At 61.2% G+C, this 16,040-nt stretch carries 12 protein-coding genes and 2 pseudogenes; 3 read left to right on the plus strand and 11 right to left on the minus strand.

Features of this window, described 5'->3' with window-relative positions:
• Positions 1-36: 36 nt before the first annotated feature.
• The 3 genes from ACLBXN_RS15155 to ACLBXN_RS15165 form a co-directional block, all read right to left on the minus strand.
• Positions 37-1,257: an acyl-CoA dehydrogenase family protein gene (locus tag ACLBXN_RS15155; RefSeq protein WP_447612679.1), complete on the minus strand. Its 1,221-nt coding sequence runs from the start codon at positions 1,255-1,257 to the stop codon at positions 37-39.
• Position 1,258: 1 nt separating this feature from the next.
• Entirely contained in the window at positions 1,259-2,860 is a 1,602-nt protein-coding gene (locus ACLBXN_RS15160) for a class I adenylate-forming enzyme family protein (protein WP_447612708.1), read from the minus strand.
• 286 nt (positions 2,861-3,146) lie between these two features.
• Positions 3,147-4,127, minus strand: a complete 981-nt coding sequence (locus ACLBXN_RS15165) for a LysR family transcriptional regulator (RefSeq protein WP_407713083.1) — start codon at positions 4,125-4,127, stop codon at positions 3,147-3,149.
• 181 nt (positions 4,128-4,308) lie between these two features.
• Here ACLBXN_RS15165 and ACLBXN_RS15170 point away from each other — a divergent pair, with 181 nt between their 5' ends.
• Positions 4,309-5,169: a ferritin-like domain-containing protein gene (locus ACLBXN_RS15170; protein ID WP_407716288.1), complete on the plus strand. Its 861-nt coding sequence runs from the start codon at positions 4,309-4,311 to the stop codon at positions 5,167-5,169.
• Positions 5,170-5,244: 75 nt separating this feature from the next.
• Here ACLBXN_RS15170 and prmB read toward each other — a convergent pair whose 3' ends face one another.
• The 5 genes from prmB to dapC form a co-directional block, all read right to left on the minus strand.
• Positions 5,245-6,183: a 50S ribosomal protein L3 N(5)-glutamine methyltransferase gene (gene prmB / locus ACLBXN_RS15175; RefSeq protein ID WP_447612680.1), complete on the minus strand. Its 939-nt coding sequence runs from the start codon at positions 6,181-6,183 to the stop codon at positions 5,245-5,247.
• Entirely contained in the window at positions 6,180-7,379 is a 1,200-nt protein-coding gene (dapE, locus tag ACLBXN_RS15180; RefSeq protein WP_447612681.1) for a succinyl-diaminopimelate desuccinylase, read from the minus strand. The genes prmB and dapE overlap by 4 nt, the downstream gene beginning before the upstream one ends.
• Positions 7,380-7,433: 54 nt before the next feature.
• The gene (locus tag ACLBXN_RS15185) at positions 7,434-8,603 is read right to left on the minus strand and encodes a PilT/PilU family type 4a pilus ATPase (protein ID WP_447612682.1); all 1,170 of its coding nucleotides are present in this window, start codon (positions 8,601-8,603) and stop codon (positions 7,434-7,436) included.
• 198 nt (positions 8,604-8,801) lie between these two features.
• Positions 8,802-9,635: a 2,3,4,5-tetrahydropyridine-2,6-dicarboxylate N-succinyltransferase gene (gene dapD / locus ACLBXN_RS15190; RefSeq protein ID WP_043005088.1), complete on the minus strand. Its 834-nt coding sequence runs from the start codon at positions 9,633-9,635 to the stop codon at positions 8,802-8,804.
• 79 nt (positions 9,636-9,714) lie between these two features.
• Complete coding sequence (gene dapC / locus ACLBXN_RS15195; protein WP_447612683.1) at positions 9,715-10,920, minus strand: succinyldiaminopimelate transaminase; 1,206 nt, start codon at positions 10,918-10,920, stop codon at positions 9,715-9,717.
• 579 nt (positions 10,921-11,499) lie between these two features.
• Between dapC and ACLBXN_RS15200 the strand changes: the two are divergent.
• Together ACLBXN_RS15200 and ACLBXN_RS15205 are read left to right on the plus strand one after the other, a co-directional pair.
• A pseudogene (locus ACLBXN_RS15200) lies at positions 11,500-12,042 on the plus strand (methyl-accepting chemotaxis protein); the annotation flags it as partial.
• A 165-nt stretch (positions 12,043-12,207) separates the two neighbouring features.
• Positions 12,208-12,603, plus strand: a pseudogene (locus ACLBXN_RS15205) (cache domain-containing protein); the annotation flags it as partial.
• A gap of 93 nt (positions 12,604-12,696) precedes the next feature.
• On the opposite strand, the gene rsxB reads toward ACLBXN_RS15205, so the two are convergent.
• From rsxB to dusA, 3 genes are all read right to left on the minus strand, one after another.
• Entirely contained in the window at positions 12,697-13,371 is a 675-nt protein-coding gene (gene rsxB, locus ACLBXN_RS15210; protein ID WP_447612684.1) for an electron transport complex subunit RsxB, read from the minus strand.
• A gap of 17 nt (positions 13,372-13,388) precedes the next feature.
• On the minus strand, positions 13,389-14,822 hold the full coding sequence (locus tag ACLBXN_RS15215) for a polyhydroxyalkanoate depolymerase (protein WP_211456431.1): 1,434 nt from the start codon (positions 14,820-14,822) through the stop codon (positions 13,389-13,391).
• Between the two features lie 169 nt (positions 14,823-14,991).
• Complete coding sequence (gene dusA, locus ACLBXN_RS15220; protein WP_447612685.1) at positions 14,992-15,984, minus strand: tRNA dihydrouridine(20/20a) synthase DusA; 993 nt, start codon at positions 15,982-15,984, stop codon at positions 14,992-14,994.
• Positions 15,985-16,040: the final 56 nt, after the last annotated feature.

Below are 16,040 nucleotides of genomic sequence, written 5' to 3' on the forward strand. Positions count from 1 at the left end.
GTCTCCTGGTTTTTTTAGTTGCCTGGTTATGTCCCGTCAGGGCATGAGCAGTTCCTTGGCAATGGTGTTGCGCTGGATCTCGCTGGTGCCGGTGAGCACACGGTACATGCGCAGCATGCGGAACAGAAACTCGACGCGTCGGCCCTGGACAATGCCTTCACCGCCGTGGATCTGCACGGCGCGATCGGCGATGGCAAAGGCTTTTTCCGAGCAAAACAGCTTGCTCATCGAGGCCTGGGCGCGTGCATCAATGCCTGCATCCAGCGCGCGGGCGGTCTGGATCATCAGCGCGCGGGCGGCCGTCCAGTCGGTAGCCATATCGGCAAGCATGTGCTGTATGGACTGGAACTGGGCAATGCTGTGGCCAAACTGCTGACGGCTCAGCGCATAGTCGCGCGCATCGCGCAGCGCGCACTGTGCCAGACCCAGCATGGCGGGGCAGTGCAGCAGTCGGTTGACGGTAATGCGCCCCAGCGCAAGGCCCAGGCCGCGGCCTGGCTCGCCAATCAGCTGCGCCACGGGCACGCGCACGGCGTTCAGATGAATATCGCCGGTGTGCGACTGCCCGGCCATGGTCTTGTAGCCGCTGACCACTTCCACGCCAGGTGCGGCCAGGTCCACAAAGAATGCGCTGATTTCCCGTTCGGCGCTGCCCTCGGAGGCGGTGGATGCCATGAGCACGGCAAAGTCGGCAAACGGCGATCCAGAGATAAAGCGCTTGCGGCCGGTCAGCACATAGTGCTCGCCTTCGCGTACGGCCCTGGTTTGCAGAGCGCCTGCATCGGATCCTGCCTGGGATTCTGTCAGCGCAAAGCAGATAGCTTTTTCGGCGCGCGCAACAGGTGCGATGAACTGCTCCATCTGAAAAGGCGTGGCCTTGCGCACCAGAGAGCCGATACGCGGCGGGCCGCTGAGCTCGCCCAGCAAATGGGGAGCGAACGGTGAGCCACTGGCATAGATGGCTTCCTTGATCAGCACCTGGTCCAGCACCGAGAGCTCTTCGCCGCCCATGGCGCGGGGCAGCGTCATGCCGTAGAAGCCCAGCGCGCGCGAACGCTTCCAGACCTGTCGCAGCAACTCCTTGCTGGCGCTGTTGTCATGGCTGATGCCGTGCTTTTGGGCCAGCTCTGCGAGCTCACCCTGCAGGAAATCCTGCAGGGCTGCAATCAGCTCGGCAGCGCGCGGCGAGCCCTCAAACGGCATGGCAAGCAAGGCAGAGCTCGGGGATGCGGCTTGCATGGGGTCTTTGGCATTCATCTCAGTTCACCTTTCGGCTGTGGTTGGCCCAGTAGGGCGCTTGCACGGTCTTGCGCATGACCTTGCCATTCGGGTTCTTGGGCAGCTGCTGCACAAACTCGATATGGCGCGGGCGCTTGAAACCGCCCAGGCGATCGGCGCAGAAGCGGTCGATGGCCTCGTTGATGCCCGTGTCACCGGGTGTCTGCCCCTGCTTGAGAACGATGTGGGCAGCCACGGCCTCACCCCATTTGTCATCGGGTATGGCAAATACACAGGCGTCTTGCACCGCCGCATGTTCATGGAGCACGGCCTCCACTTCGGACGGATAGACATTGAAGCCACCCGAAATCACCATGTCTTTCTTGCGGTCCACGATGTAGACAAAGCCTTGTTCGTCCACACGTGCCAGGTCGCCGGTGTGATAGCGGCCGTGCTTGAGCACCTCGGCCGTCAGCTCGGGAGCACGCCAGTAGCCGGCAAACACGTCGGCCCCGCTGACCACAATCTCTCCTACCTCACCTTGGGGTAGTGGTCGGCCTTCGTCATCCACCACTTCCACGCAGGACTCGAGAAAAGGCCGCCCGCAGGAGGACAGCAGCTCGGGCCTGGCGGCGCGGGCATAAAGATGGTCTTGCACGGTAAGTGCGCAGACGCCCGAGGTGGTTTCTCCCGCGCCGTAGCCCTGGCTTAGCACCGGGCCGAACACATCCATGGCCTGCAGAATGCGAGTCGGTGCCATGGGGGCGGCGCCGTAGCCCAGGCGCAGCAGATCGGGCAGGGGGCGGTAGCGGCCTGCGGTCTCTGCCAGCAGCATATTGATCATGGTCGGCACCATGAAGGTGTGGGTCACGCGCAGGCTGCGCATGTCCTGCAGAAAGCGCGCAGGCTCGAAGCTGCTGAAAAGGTGGATGGTGGCGCCTGTGCACAGGGCCGGCATCAGCTGCATGCCCGAAGCATGGGTGACAGGGCCCACCAGACTCAGGGTATGACCAGGCTGCATGCCTTCGCCGCGCATCAGGAACTTGCGCAGCTGGGCCAGGCGGTTGCCGAAGGTCTGCATGGCGGCCTTGAGCGTGCCCGAAGAGCCAGAGGTGTAGTGGAGCACGGCCACTTCGTGTTCATGCACGGATACCGATGAAAACTGGTCTGAAGCCTTTTCCAGCAAGCGCTCATAGCTATTATTTTCATTGTCGCCCAACAGTATCAGCCGAACCTGCGGCTTGCGTAGCTGGGCGCGAAAGCTCTCGGCACGTTCCGCCGTGGTGACGATGAGGGCTGCATCGCTGTTGTCGGCTATCTCGATCACTTCACGCGGCGACAGGCGGGCGTTGAACGGTGCCTTGACCAGGCCGGCCTTGTAGCAGGCCAGCTCGATTTCGACGATTTCGGTGCAGTTGGGCAGGTAGATGCCCACGCGGTCGCCACGCTGCAGACCCTGTGCCAGCAAGGCATTGGCCAGGCGGTTGCTGCGCTGCTCCAGCGCGGCATAGCTGAGACTTTTGCTGGCGCTGGTCACCGCAAGGTGGTCGGCATACAGACGGCAGCAGCGCGCAACGAGTGCACCGACATTGGATATAGGGGCGCCCGGCAGAGGTGCGCCCGTTACAGGGGCGTCAGGCATATTGGCCGCGGGCAAAGCAGTGGTCATGGGCAAGTCCTTGTTGAAGCAGCGTCGCACCGATGTGCGGCATCTGCTCAAACTGTCCCAAAACGAAGGAGATCAAGGAAATACCGTTTGCTTATCCATCCTCATCAATATTTTTGATGGCTTGAAAAATCAACGGCTTGTGCCGCACATGCCTGGTTGCAGGGTGCCGTGCTGCGGGTTTGTCCCGTGCCAGAGGCACAGCTCACAGTTCTGATAGTTGGCCGCTGCATTTGCCGTGTTCACCATGCTTGGCCGTGCCTTATGTCTCGGCGTAGTCCCAGTGGGCTGGCCAGCGGCCCTCGCCGATCATAGCCTGGACCTGCCGCAGAAGAGCGTCCTGAACCACCTGTACCGCCGCGTCGTGGGTGCGCCCGGGCTGGCGCGCCAGATAGTAGCGTCGTTGCAGATCGGGGTTGCAGACTCTGGCCACGATCCAGGCGCTGCCGGAGTTCTGGGGCAGGGGGTTCTCTGCCACCGAGCAGGCGGGGCTGAAGGTAAAGCCCCCGCCGCATTGATAGAGCGATCGAATGACACGGGCCGAGTCATGCTCGTGCACGATGTTCAGACCCAGTTGCAGATCGCTGGCAGCCTGCTCCACCGTCTGGCGTATGGAAAAGCGCCGTGACTGCAACACCAGTGGCTGTGCCGCAGCATGGGCAAAGTCCAGGCAGGGAGTGTTTTCTGCCGTGCTGTGGCGATAGAGCAGGGGTGCGACCTTGCCCTGTGCATCATGGCCGCAGAAATAGATGGGCTCGGTGGCCATGGGCTGCACCTGCAGGCCCTGCAGACTGGCTGTGTCCACCAGAACGCCCAGATCGGCACGACGCTCCAGCATGGCTTTTTGCACCATCAGGCTGGAGTCGTCGAGCACAAACACCCGTATGCGCGGGTGGCTCTGGCGAAGGCCGGCAATCACCGGTCCCATGAGCAGTCCGGTCAGCAGGAACGGCATGGCAATGCTGACCGAGCCTTCCGGCCCCATAGGCAGGCGCTGCAGGCGTTCGCACATGGCGTCGGCATCAGAGAGCAGGCGGCGGGCATCCTCGTATAGCCGGCTGCCCGCTGGCGTGGCCGTGACTCCTGCATGGGTTCGCTCCAGCAACTGGATGCCGAGCTCGGACTCCAGTTTCTTGATCTGCGCGGTCAGTGCCGGCTGGGCCACATAGAGGGAATGGGCAGCCCGCGAGATCGAGCCAGCCTCCAGCACGGTGATGAAATAACGAAGCCCGCGAAGATCCATGGTTGCCACTTAAAAAATCAGCTTGAAGGCTGGTGTGAAAGCCTGTAGAAGGCTATTTGAAGAATTGTTAGCCTCCTGTAATGTCGGCGTAATCTGACATGGCGCAAGGGCCAAATGTCGACAAGATGGCATATCTCTAAGTCTGAAGCCCGACAGATTCAGTATGTCGGTCCTACAACTGATGCAGCAAAACGTGTCCCTCTCTTCACCTTCAACCACTTCGAGCAGAAACGGCTCTGCCCACTGGCGCATTGAAGACATTGACTTCTCTGCCATCGATCGCCGCGCCATAGAGCACAACCAGGATCTTTTCTTTCTGCTGATGAGCGCCTCGTTCATCGAAACCGGCTCGGATACCTATGCGGCCAATCTCGCGGAGCATTACGCGGCCTGGCCCGAAATTGCGGTCTGGCTCAAGGATCAATGGGAGTTCGAGGAACTGCAACATGGGCGCGCGCTACGGGCCTATGTGGAGGCCGTATGGCCGGAGTTTCCCTGGCAGCAAGCGTATGACAGCTTTTTCGCCGAATATTCGCAGCTGTGCACCATGGAGGAGCTCTACCCCGACCCGCGGCTGGAAATGGTGGCGCGCTGCGTGGTCGAGACCGGCACCACGGCCTACTATCACACCTTGCGCGAGCTCAGCGACGAGCCGGTGCTCAGCGAGTTGCTGGGCAATGTCCGCAATGACGAGGTCAACCACTTCAAGCATTTCCTCAAGTACTTTAAGGAGCTGCAGCAGCAGTCGCCCGTGGGCCGTGCACGCATTGCCAAGGCACTGTACGGCCGTCTCAAGGAGCTGCGCGAGAGCGATTCGGATATCGCACTGCGCCATGTCTGGGCGCACAAGGGGCGTTATTTTGCCGATGGCAGCACGCGCTTCGAGGACATGGCCCAGCGCATCTACGAGCTGGTCAGCCGCCGTCTGCCTGCCGATCTGGCCGTGCGCATGTTGCTCAAACCCATGCTGTTGCCGACCAGGGTCGAGGGACTGATACGCACGCCGATCTCCAAGCTGGCCACACGCATCATGGCGTATTGACAGCGCCGGTCTGGCGGCGGCAACAAGAAAAAAGGCCCGGTTCGACCGGGCCTTTTTGGCTGACAGCGTCTGCCTTTATGAGGACAGCGCGTTGTCGGACCAGTGGCGCAGGGCCTCTTCGGTAATCAGCAGCACCTGCTCGTCACCCGAGCTGGTGTCGAGCCAGAACACGGGAAGATCAGGGAAGGCGGCCTCGAAGTATGGCTTTTCATTGCCGATTTCCAGCACCACCACGGCATCCTTGTTCAGGCGCGCAGGCAGATCCTGGAGCAGCTGGCGGATGAAGTCCATGCCGTCGGTGCCGCCGGCCAGGGCCAGCTCGGGTTCGGCCTGGTACTCGGCGGGCAGCTTGCCCATGCTGTCGGAGTTCACATAGGGCGGGTTGCACAGCACCAGATCCCAGGGGCCGGGCACCTGGCTCATACCGTTGCTCTCCAGCAGTGTCACGCGATCCTGCAGCCCATGCTTGTCCACATTGATGCGGGCGACGGCCAGGGCATCGGTCGAGATGTCGGCTCCGGTCACCCGGACTTCGGGATAGGCCATGGCGGCCAGGCAGGCCAGAGAGCCGTTGCCGGTGCACAGATCCAGCACTTGCACAGTCTTGTCGGACAGCCAGCCGTCGATGCTGCCGTCGGCCAGCAGCTCGGCGATGAAGCTGCGCGGCACGATGGAGCGCTCGTCGATGTAGAAGGGCACTCCTACCAGCCAGGCTTCGTTCGTCAGATAGGCGGCGGGCTTGCGGCTGCGGATACGCTCATCAAAAAGTGTAGCTGTCTGCGCTTGTATATCAAGGGAAACAGGCTGATTTGCGACAGATCCCGGAGCGCCTGGAGTGAGCTCGCTGTCCAGAGGCAGGCCCAGCTTCCAGAGCACCAGCCAGGCCGCTTCGTCTTCGGCCGTGGCCGTGCCATGACCAAAAGCCACGCCGGCAGCGGTGAGCGCCTGGGTGCCGCTGGCAATCAGTTCGGCAACAGTGTTGCCGGAGATCAGGGTTGTGCTGGTAGTGCTCATGCGGTCTGGGATGCGGTCTGCTGGCGCTGGAGTTGCTCCAGCGTCTTGCGGTAAATGTTCTTCAGCGGCTCGATATCGGCCACGGCAATGTGTTCGTCGATCTTGTGGATGCTGGCATTGGGCGGGCCCATCTCGATGACCTGGGGGCAGATCTGGGCGATGAAGCGGCCATCGCTGGTGCCGCCGGTGGTGGACAGCTCGGTATCCAGTCCGGTTTCATCCTTGATGGCTGCCTGCACGGCCTGCACCAGCGTGCCCGGCGTGGTCAAAAAGGGCTGGCCGCCCACAGTCCAGATCAGCGAGTATTCGACGCCGTGACGGTCCAGGATTTCATGAACGCGCTTTTGCAGGGAGTCGGAACTGGACTCGGTGCAGAAACGGAAATTGAAGTCGATCACCACGTGGCCGGGAATGACGTTGCTAGCCCCCGTGCCGCCATGGATGTTGCTGATCTGCCAGCTGGTGGGCGGGAAGAAGGCATTGCCCTGGTCCCAGACCGTGGCGGCGAGCTCGGCAAGTGCAGGCAGGGCCTCGTGAATGGGATTGCGTGCCAGTTGCGGATAGGCGATATGGCCTTGTACGCCGTTGACGGTGAGCTTGCCGCTCATGGTGCCGCGACGGCCGTTCTTGATCATGTCGCCGGTCTGTTTGACCGAGGTGGGCTCGCCCACAATGCACCAGTCCAGGCGCTCGCCACGTTGGCGTAGCTGCTCGACCACGACCTTGGTGCCGTCGACCGAGGGGCCTTCCTCGTCGCTGGTCAGCAGCAGCGCAATGTCAAAGGCGGGCTCGGGCGTGGCCTGCAGAAACTCTTCCAGCGCCACGACAAAGGCCGCGATGGAGGTCTTCATATCGCTGGCCCCACGGCCATAGAGCTTGCCGTCGCGGTGCATGGGCACAAAAGGCGGGCTGGTCCATTCCTTGAGCGGGCCGGGTGGCACCACATCGGTATGGCCGGCAAAGACCAGCACGGATCTATCTGAACTGATAGTGCCTTGCGTAGACTGAGAAAGCGCTGGAGAGCGTTTTGCCCACAGATTCTGTACGCGGAAGTCTGCGGGGCCGCTATCCAGCCGCTCGCAGGCAAAGCCCATGGGCACCAGGGCATCGGCGAGCAGCTCAAGGCAGCCAGCATCTTCGGGAGTGACGGAGGGCAGGCTGATGAGCTGCTCGGTCAGTTGCAGGGTCCGGGACATGTAGGGAGAGGGCTTGAAACTAAAACAATGCCAAAGCCGCCTTGGCGGGCGGCTTCAGGCGGTTCTGACATCCAGGGTGATTTCCGTGAAGGACGGCATATCGTCATCGCCGGGCAGGATCACATCGGTGATGGCCGGAGCTTTGACAGCAGTGGCCGCATGGCTGACGTCATTATCCATACGCCACATCAGATTCGTGGGCGAGTCGGCATAGGCCAGCGCTTCGTTGCGCTCAATTGTGCCACTGCGCACCAGCGCCGCCAGTGCTTCCTCAAAGGTCTGAGAGCCTTCGGCCATGGATTTTTCCATGGCCTCCTTGACTCCGCCGAAGTCGCCCTTGACGATCATGTCGCTGATGAGCTTGGTATTGAGCATCACCTCCACGGCCGGCACGCGCGTGCCGTCGACGGCGCGGACCAGGCGCTGTGAGATCACTGCCTTGAGCGAGGCTGCCAGTTCGCCCAGCATGCTGGGGCGCACTTCCTCGGGGAAAAAGGACAGGATGCGGTTGAGCGTGTGATAGCTGTTGTTGGCGTGCAAGGTGGCCAGGCACAGGTGACCTGACTGGGCGTAGGCCAGCGCGGCCGACATGGTTTCGCGGTCGCGGATTTCGCCGATCAAAATGACGTCGGGTGCCTGGCGCAGCGCATTCTTGAGTGCGGTCGCGAGGGTACTGGTATCGGTGCCGACCTCACGCTGGTTGACAATCGATTTCTTGTTGCGGAACTGGAATTCGATGGGGTCTTCCACCGTCAGGATGTGGCCGGTGAGCTTTTCGTTGCGTTCTTCGATCATGGTCGCCAGCGTCGTGCTCTTGCCTGAGCCCGTTGCACCCACCACCAGTACCAGGCCGCGCTTTTCCATGACCAGTTCGCTGACGATGCCGGGCAGATTCAGTTCATTGCGCGACGGAATCTGATACGAGATAAAGCGTACGACCACCGCATAGGAGCCACGCTGGCGCATGGCGCTGATACGGAAGCGGCCGATGCCGCTCATGGGGATCGCCATGTTCAGCTCGCCAGTCTGCTTGAGCTCTTCGATGGCTTCGGGCTTGACGACTTCGGAGAGCAGGGCCAGCGGAGCTTCGACCGGCAGTTCCTGATTGTTGATGGGGATGCAGATGCCGTTGATCTTGATCAGCGCGGGTGCCCGGGCGGAGAGATACACGTCCGATGCCTTTTTCTCGGACATCAGACGCAGAATTTTTTCCATGGTGCTCATTTGCTCTTCATCCTCTTTTGCGCAGCCTCTCTGTCTGCGCATGTTAGCGCGTGTCCAATCGGTACAGATGGTGCATGACGCCCAAAGCCGACCTTCGGCATGAAAAAAGCCTGCGCGCTCATGAGCGGGCAGGCTTTTGTGCAGGGCTGGCCGGTGCAGCTTCCGCAGCAGGGCGGAGCGAGCATGGCCGGGCGCCTATCAGTCGCGCAGCAGGTCGTTGATGCTGGTCTTGGAGCGGGTCTGTGCATCCACACGCTTGACGATGATGGCGGCATACATGGAGTAGTCCTTGCCATCCTTGGTCTGCTTGGGAATGTTGCCGCTGACCACCACCGAGCCGCTGGGCACGCGGCCGTAAGTGATTTCGCCGGTTTCGCGGTTGAACAGAGGGGTGGACTGGCCGATGTAGACGCCCATGCCCAGAACCGAGTTCTCTTCCACGATCACGCCTTCGACCACTTCGGAGCGAGCGCCGATGAAGCAGTTGTCTTCAATGATGGTGGGGTTGGCTTGCAGGGGCTCGAGCACGCCGCCCAGGCCCACGCCACCAGACAGGTGCACGTTCTTGCCCACTTGAGCGCAGGAGCCCACGGTGGCCCAGGTGTCGACCATGGTGCCTTCGTCCACATAGGCGCCGATGTTCACATAGGACGGCATCAGGATGGCGCCCTTGGCAATGAAGGAGCCGCGACGGGCCACGGCAGGAGGCACCACGCGCACGCCGGTGGCGGCGATCTGGGCTTCGCTCATGCCTTCGAATTTGGTAGGCACCTTGTCGAAGAAGTTCAGGGCGCCGCCGTTGATCAGCGCATTGTCCTTGAGACGGAAGGACAGCAGCACTGCCTTCTTGATCCACTGGTGCACCGTCCACTGGCCCACACCTTCGCGGGTGGCCACGCGCAGCTTGCCGTCGTTGAGTTCGGCAATAACGTGCTCCACGGCATCCACCACTTCCTTGGGGGCGGCGGAAGGCGAGATATTGGCACGGTTGTCCCAGGCGTTGTCGATGATGGATTGCAGTTGTTGCGTCATGATGTTTTCGGTCAAAGATCGAAAGTTGAGGTGAATCGTTGAGTCATCAGGCCTGCGCAAGGCAGACCTTGGTTGGAAATCAGCGTGTGCGGGACTCGATGAACTGGGCAATACGCTGAGCTGCTTCAAGGCATTCTGCCGTTTCGGCCACCAGAGCCATTCGGATGCGGTTGGCCCCGGGATTGAATCCATGGGCCTCGCGTGCCAGATAGCTCCCCGGTAAAACCGTTACGCCTGTATGAATATACAGCTCTTTGGCGAATTGTGCATCATCCATGCCTAATTGCGGCGGAATGCCGGCCCAGAGGTAGAAGCTGGCATCGGGCAGCTTGACATCCATGACCTTGGACAGTACGGGCGTCACCTGGGCAAACTTCTCGCGGTACAGGCGGCGATTTTCCTGCACATGGGCTTCGTCGCCCCAAGCAGCGACCGATGCCGTTTGCACTACAGGGCTCATGGCACCGCCGTGATAAGTGCGGTAGAGCAGGAAGGACTTGAGCAGGGCCGCATCGCCCGCCACAAAGCCGCTGCGTAATCCTGGCACATTGCTGCGCTTGGACAGGCTTGTAAACATCACCAGATTCTTGAAGTCATTGCGACCGAGCTTATGCGCCGCTTCCAGGCCGCCCAGAGGAGCTTCCTCCTGGAAGTAGATCTCGCTGTAGCACTCGTCGCTGGCAATCACAAAGCCATGCTTGTCGGACAGGGCAAACAGCTTTTCCCATTCGCCCAGCGGCATCACGGCGCCCGTGGGATTGCCGGGTGAGCAGACAAAAATCATCTGCGTGTTCTGCCATACCTCTTCGGGCACGGCATCCCAGTTCACGGCGAAGTTGCGCGCGGCATCGCTGGCGGCGTAATAGGGGGTAGCCCCGGCCAGCAGCGTCGCACCTTCGTAGATTTGATAGAAGGGGTTGGGGCAGATGACGCGCGCACCGGCCCGGGTGCTGTCCACCACCACCTGGGTGAAGGCAAACAGGGCTTCGCGCGAGCCATTGACGGGCAGAACCTGGGTCGCGGCATCCAGTTCGATGCCATAGCGTCGGTTGGCCCATTGGGCGCAGGCCTGGCGCAGGGCTGGCAGACCTGCGGTGGCGGGGTAGACGGACAGGCCCTGCAGTTCGCTGCTCAGTGCTTTTTCAATGAACGTTGGCGTGGCATGGCGCGGCTCTCCAATGCCCAGACTGATGGGGCGCAGGCCCTCGGGCGGCTGAGCAGAGGCAAACAGTTGGCGAAGACGTTCAAACGGATAAGGCTGTAAGCGCGAGAGCAGGGGATTCATAGTGACACATTATGGGCTGATGCCATTTTCGCATGACAAAACAGTGCTCATGGTTTCGAATTTGCGGGTTTGCAGGCTCCGGAAATTGCAATTTGTTACGTAAGCTGGGTGACAGAGCAAGTGGCTACCGTGCACAAGCTGCGAAGTCAGCAAACGAAGTCAACAACAAAAAACGAATGGAGACTGGGAATGCAAAAGCGCATCTTGCCCGACAAAAAAAACCGCGTACGAGTGAGGAATTCCGGCTTGCTGTGGATAGGGCTTCCATGGCTGCTTGCCGGGCCTGTTTTGTCCGCGCTGGGGCTCAGTGCAACGTTGCAGTTGGGCTGGTTGTCATTGTGGGCCCTGGGAGTGCTGCTGTGGCTAGGCGCTCTTCACAAGAGCTGGCAACAGCAGTGGCAGAACATGCAGCTGGCGCTGGAAAAGGTCGCTCAAGGAGACCTGAGCATGAGCGCAGTCGCAGAGCCGAGCCATGAGCGGGCGGCATCAAGCCTCACCGGGTCCATGGTGCATGCGTTGTCGGCCATGGTGGCCGATGTCCGCAGCAACGCGGCACTGGTAGCCGAGGCCGGGCAGAGTATGGTCAAGGACCATCAGGCCCTGTCCGAGCGTACCGAGACGCAGGCGAGCAATCTGGCGCAGACCGTGGTCAGTGTCGAGCAGCTCACGGCGGCGGTTCAGCACAATGCGGAGGTGAGCAAGGCGGCCCATGGCCGCGCCGACGGCGTGCGCCTGGCAGCCGACCAGGGGGCCCAAGCCATGCAGCGTGCGGTGCAGTCGGTGGAGCTGATCGAGCGCAATGCCGGGCGCATGCGGGAAATCATCGGGGTGATCGACGGTATTGCCTTCCAGACCAATATTCTGGCGCTCAACGCGGCGGTGGAGGCAGCCAGGGCCGGCGAGCAGGGGCGCGGCTTTGCCGTGGTGGCCAGCGAGGTGCGTACGCTGGCCCAGCGCAGCGCCGAGGCCGCCAAGGAGATTCGGCAACTGATCGGCGAAACCGTGCAGCAGGTCGGTCGGAGCACGCAGCTGCTGCGCGGCGCAGTCGAGGAAATCCAGGGGGTGACGCGGGCCGTTCACGACGTGGTGAGCCATATGGGGGAGCTCTCGAACTCGGCCAGCAGCCAGAGCACCGGACTTCAGGAAATCAGCAATGCCGTGCACCAGATCGATGAAATCACCCAGCACAACGCCCAGATGGTGGGCCAGGCGCTGCAGCAGGCGCAGGAGTTGCAGCTGCGTGCTCAGCACCTGTCGGGCGCAGTGTCGCGCTTCAGGTTGCAACAGGGCACGGCAGAGGAGGCCGTGGCACTGGTGAATGCGACCATGCGGCAAGCCAGAAGCTCCTCGAGTGTCGCCAGCCTGCTGCAGGTCGTCTCCGATCCTGCGCAGCCGTTTCACGACCGCGATATGTATGTGTTTGCCCTGTCCGCTGAAGGGGAGTACCGGGCCTTCGGCGGCAATCCGGCCAAAGTGGGGCTGCGTGTGCAGGACGTACCCGGTATCGACGGCGACCGCCTGATGGCCGATATCATGGCCCAGGCCGAACTTCGCCCGGGCTGGGTGGAATACGACTACATCAACCCCAGCAATCAGCAGGTGCAGACCAAGATGTCCTATGTCTGCAAGCACGCAGGACTGTACTGGGGTTGTGGCGTCTACAAGAGCCTTGTCGGCGCCTAGTGAAACCCCGGTAGAGCTTTGCAGTTCCAGAGATTGCTATCAAATAAAGAGCTGCTGGCGCTTTATATATAAGCGATAGGGGCTTGTTTAGTATCAAATCTGGGCGCGCTGAGCCTTGGCCTTGGCCAGAATGGCGGCAATCGCCGCCTTTTTGTCCTGGGCTGGCGCAGCCGTCGTGACGGCTTGAGCGCGGGCTTCTGTTGCTGCGGGCTGCGCCGTGGTGCGCACCGGCGCATTGGCCTTGCGGCCCGTGCGCTGCAGATGTAAGCCATAGCGGCTGCGGGCATGCCCGGCCTGGGTAGCGCTCCAGGCGGACCAGCCCGTGGCGTCGGCGCTGGCATTGACCAGTTCTATGCAGTCGACCGGGCAGACGGGAATACACAGCTCACAGCCCGTGCAATGCTCGGCAATCACGGTATGCATGCGCTTGTTGGCACCCAGAATCGCATCGGTAGGGCAGGCCTTGATGCACAGCGTGCAGCCTATGCACCAGGCTTCGTCGATTACGGCCAGGGCGCGGGGTGTCTCCAGGCCGTTCTCGGCATTGAGCGGCAACTCCGGCCTGCCGGTGATGGACGCCAGGCGGCGCACGCCCTCCTGGCCGCCGGGGGGGCATTGGTTGATGGCGGCTTCTCCACTTGCAATGGCCTGGGCATAGGACGCGCAGTCGGGATAACCGCAGCGCGTGCACTGTGTTTGGGGCAGGGCTGCATCAATGTTCGCAGCCAATGCTTGAAGCGAAGAGGCTGCGGACAGGGATGAGTTCATTCTGGTCTGGTGAGCCTTTACGCCCTGGCGCGGTGCGAGCCGCGTCCTTTCTGGGCAGGGGCGCTATTTTGACCTGTTTTCGCAGTCTTGACAGGCTTGTCGGCATGAGCTTCATTGCTTTCCAGCTCGGGCCCATCATCGCTGACGCTGCTCAGGTGACCGGCGGCACTGGCGGCCGTGGCGCTGGCTGGCTGGTGGGACAGGATGAAGTCACGCACCTGAGGGTAGACGGTCTTGCGCCAGCGGCTGCCGCTGAAGATGCCGTAATGGCCCGCGCCTTGCACTTCAATATGCTGGCGTGCCTCGGCAGCGATGCCGGCACACAGATCATGGGCGGCACGGGTCTGGCCGGCACCCGAAATATCGTCCAGCTCGCCTTCAACCGTCAGCAAGGCCGTGTTCCTGATGTCCTGCGGGCGCACCAGCTCGGGCTTGCCTTGCTCGTTCCTGACTTCCCAGGTGCCCTTGACCAGCTTGTATTCCTGAAACACGGTGGCGATGGTTTCCAGGTAGTAGTCGGCGTCCATGTCCAGTACCGCGTTGTACTCGTCATAGAACTTGCGGTGATGCTCGGCGCTGGCCTCGTCGCCTTTGATCAGGTCCTTGAAATAGTCGTAGTGGCTGTTGGCGTGGCGGTCGGGATTCATGGCCACAAAGCCCGAGTACTGCAAAAAGCCTGGGTAGACACGGCGGCCGGCACCAGGGTAATTGTTCGGTACTTCGTAAATCACGTTGTTCTCGAACCATTCGTAGCTGCGGGTCTCTGCCAGGTTGTTCACGGCCGTCGGCGAGCGGCGCGCATCGATGGGCCCGCCCATCATGGTCATGGACAGCGGCGTGACTTCGCCACGGCTGGCCATCAGCGAAACCGCTGCCAGCACCGGCACCGTGGGCTGGCAGACGCTGACCACATGGCACTGGCCATAGCGCCCTTGCAGATAGCGAATGAACTCCTGCACATAGTTCACATAGTCGTCCAGGTGGAATTCGCCCTCGGACAGCGGCACGATGCGGGCGTTCTTCCAGTCGGTGATATAGACCTTGTGGCCTCCGAGCATGCTTTGCACGGTGTCGCGCAGCAAGGTTGCGTAGTGGCCGGAGAGTGGAGCCACGATCAGGACCACAGGCTGGCTGAGCATGAGATCCAACGTTTCTGGGTCGTCGGAGAAGCGCTTGAAGCGGCGCAGTTCGCAAAACGGCTTGTCGATCTCCACACGTTCGCGGATGGTGACATCCACGCCGTTGACCTCGACGTTATGCAGATCGAACTCGGGCTTTTCGTAGTCCTTGCCCAGGCGATACATCAGGTTGAAACCTGCAGCCATTCGCTGGGCCAAGGGCACCTGGCTGAAGACCGAATGAGGGTTGTTGTAGAACTTGGACGCGGCCTGGGCAAAGTCTGCAAATGGCTCGACCATTGCGCGCTGCATTTCGTAGATCTGATAGAGCATCGGAGGCACTTTTGCGGGTTATGTTGCAGTGCAATATAACAGCAGAGTTTGACATGCGAAGTAGTGAATTCCCTTCAAACTCCGGATCTGCGGGGATTGCGCAACGAAGGCCGGATTTCGCGGCATCTGAAAGTAAAAAAGCTGACCGAAGTCAGCTTTTCATGCAGGGTCATAGCATCTGCTCTGCGGCTTCCTGCTGGATTTCGTTCGGCTTGGTGCGGGCCAGTTTCATCACCTCGTGCGGCGGCAGGGTCTTGAGGCGGTGGTCGCTCCAGGCCTGACGCCAGCGGCGCGCACCGGCAAGACCGTTGCGCAGACCGAGCATATGCCGGGCAATCGAATACCAGTGCGTGCCATGCACGCGTGCTTCGCGCTCCATGTACAGCACCATCTGCTCTTCAATACGTTCACGTGTGCGCTCTTTGCTCTCATCCTGATAGTAAAGAGCATCCCAGGACGCCATCCACCAGGGATTGTGATAGGCCTCGCGGCCCACCATAACGCCATCGACCTGCTGCAGCTGCTGCTGCGCCACATCATCGGTCTTGATGCCGCCGTTGACGGCGATGGTCAGGCCCGGAAAGTCGCGCTTGAGCTGTGCCACGACCTCATAGCGCAGCGGCGGAATCTCACGGTTTTCCTTGGGTGAGAGGCCTTTGAGCCAGGCGTTGCGAGCGTGAACCACAAACACCTGGCAACCCGCGTCGGCAACGGTCCCGACGAAGTCGCGCACAAAATCGTAGCTTTCGATCTTGTCGATGCCGATTCGGTGCTTGACAGTGACGGGCACGGACACCACATCTGCCATGGCCTTGACGCAATCGGCCACCAGTGCGGCCTCATTCATCAGACAGGCGCCGAAAGCACCGCGCTGCACGCGTTCGCTAGGGCAGCCGCAGTTGAGATTGATCTCGTCATAGCCCCACTGCTCGCCCAGGCGCGCACTGCGCGCCAGATCTGCAGGCTCCGAGCCTCCCAGTTGCAGCGCCACAGGATGTTCCTCGGCTTCAAAACGCAGATGGCGGGCCACATCGCCATGCACCAGAGCACCGGTGGTCACCATTTCGGTATAGAGCAGGGTGTGCTGGCTGAGCAGACGGTGGAAGTAGCGGCAATGCTTGTCCGTCCAGTCCATCATTGGTGCAACGCTCATGCGCCACATTGAATTAAGTTGTTGATTTTCTTTATGTTTTGTATTTGTCATCAGTGTCGTTTGAT

This window comes from Comamonas sp. C24C (assembly GCF_053345995.1).

Coding starts and splice junctions, on each gene's coding strand:
- ACLBXN_RS15170 (WP_407716288.1), top strand. CDS start 4,309: ATGCAGCAAAACGTGTCCCTCTCTTCACCTTCAACCACTTCGAGCAGA.
- prmB (WP_447612680.1), bottom strand. CDS start 6,183: ATGAGCACTACCAGCACAACCCTGATCTCCGGCAACACTGTTGCCGAA.
- ACLBXN_RS15165 (WP_407713083.1), bottom strand. CDS start 4,127: ATGGATCTTCGCGGGCTTCGTTATTTCATCACCGTGCTGGAGGCTGGC.
- ACLBXN_RS15160 (WP_447612708.1), bottom strand. CDS start 2,860: ATGCCTGACGCCCCTGTAACGGGCGCACCTCTGCCGGGCGCCCCTATA.
- rsxB (WP_447612684.1), bottom strand. CDS start 13,371: ATGAACTCATCCCTGTCCGCAGCCTCTTCGCTTCAAGCATTGGCTGCG.
- dapD (WP_043005088.1), bottom strand. CDS start 9,635: ATGACGCAACAACTGCAATCCATCATCGACAACGCCTGGGACAACCGT.
- ACLBXN_RS15155 (WP_447612679.1), bottom strand. CDS start 1,257: ATGAATGCCAAAGACCCCATGCAAGCCGCATCCCCGAGCTCTGCCTTG.
- dapC (WP_447612683.1), bottom strand. CDS start 10,920: ATGAATCCCCTGCTCTCGCGCTTACAGCCTTATCCGTTTGAACGTCTT.
- dapE (WP_447612681.1), bottom strand. CDS start 7,379: ATGTCCCGGACCCTGCAACTGACCGAGCAGCTCATCAGCCTGCCCTCC.
- dusA (WP_447612685.1), bottom strand. CDS start 15,984: ATGTGGCGCATGAGCGTTGCACCAATGATGGACTGGACGGACAAGCAT.
- ACLBXN_RS15215 (WP_211456431.1), bottom strand. CDS start 14,822: ATGCTCTATCAGATCTACGAAATGCAGCGCGCAATGGTCGAGCCATTT.
- ACLBXN_RS15185 (WP_447612682.1), bottom strand. CDS start 8,603: ATGAGCACCATGGAAAAAATTCTGCGTCTGATGTCCGAGAAAAAGGCA.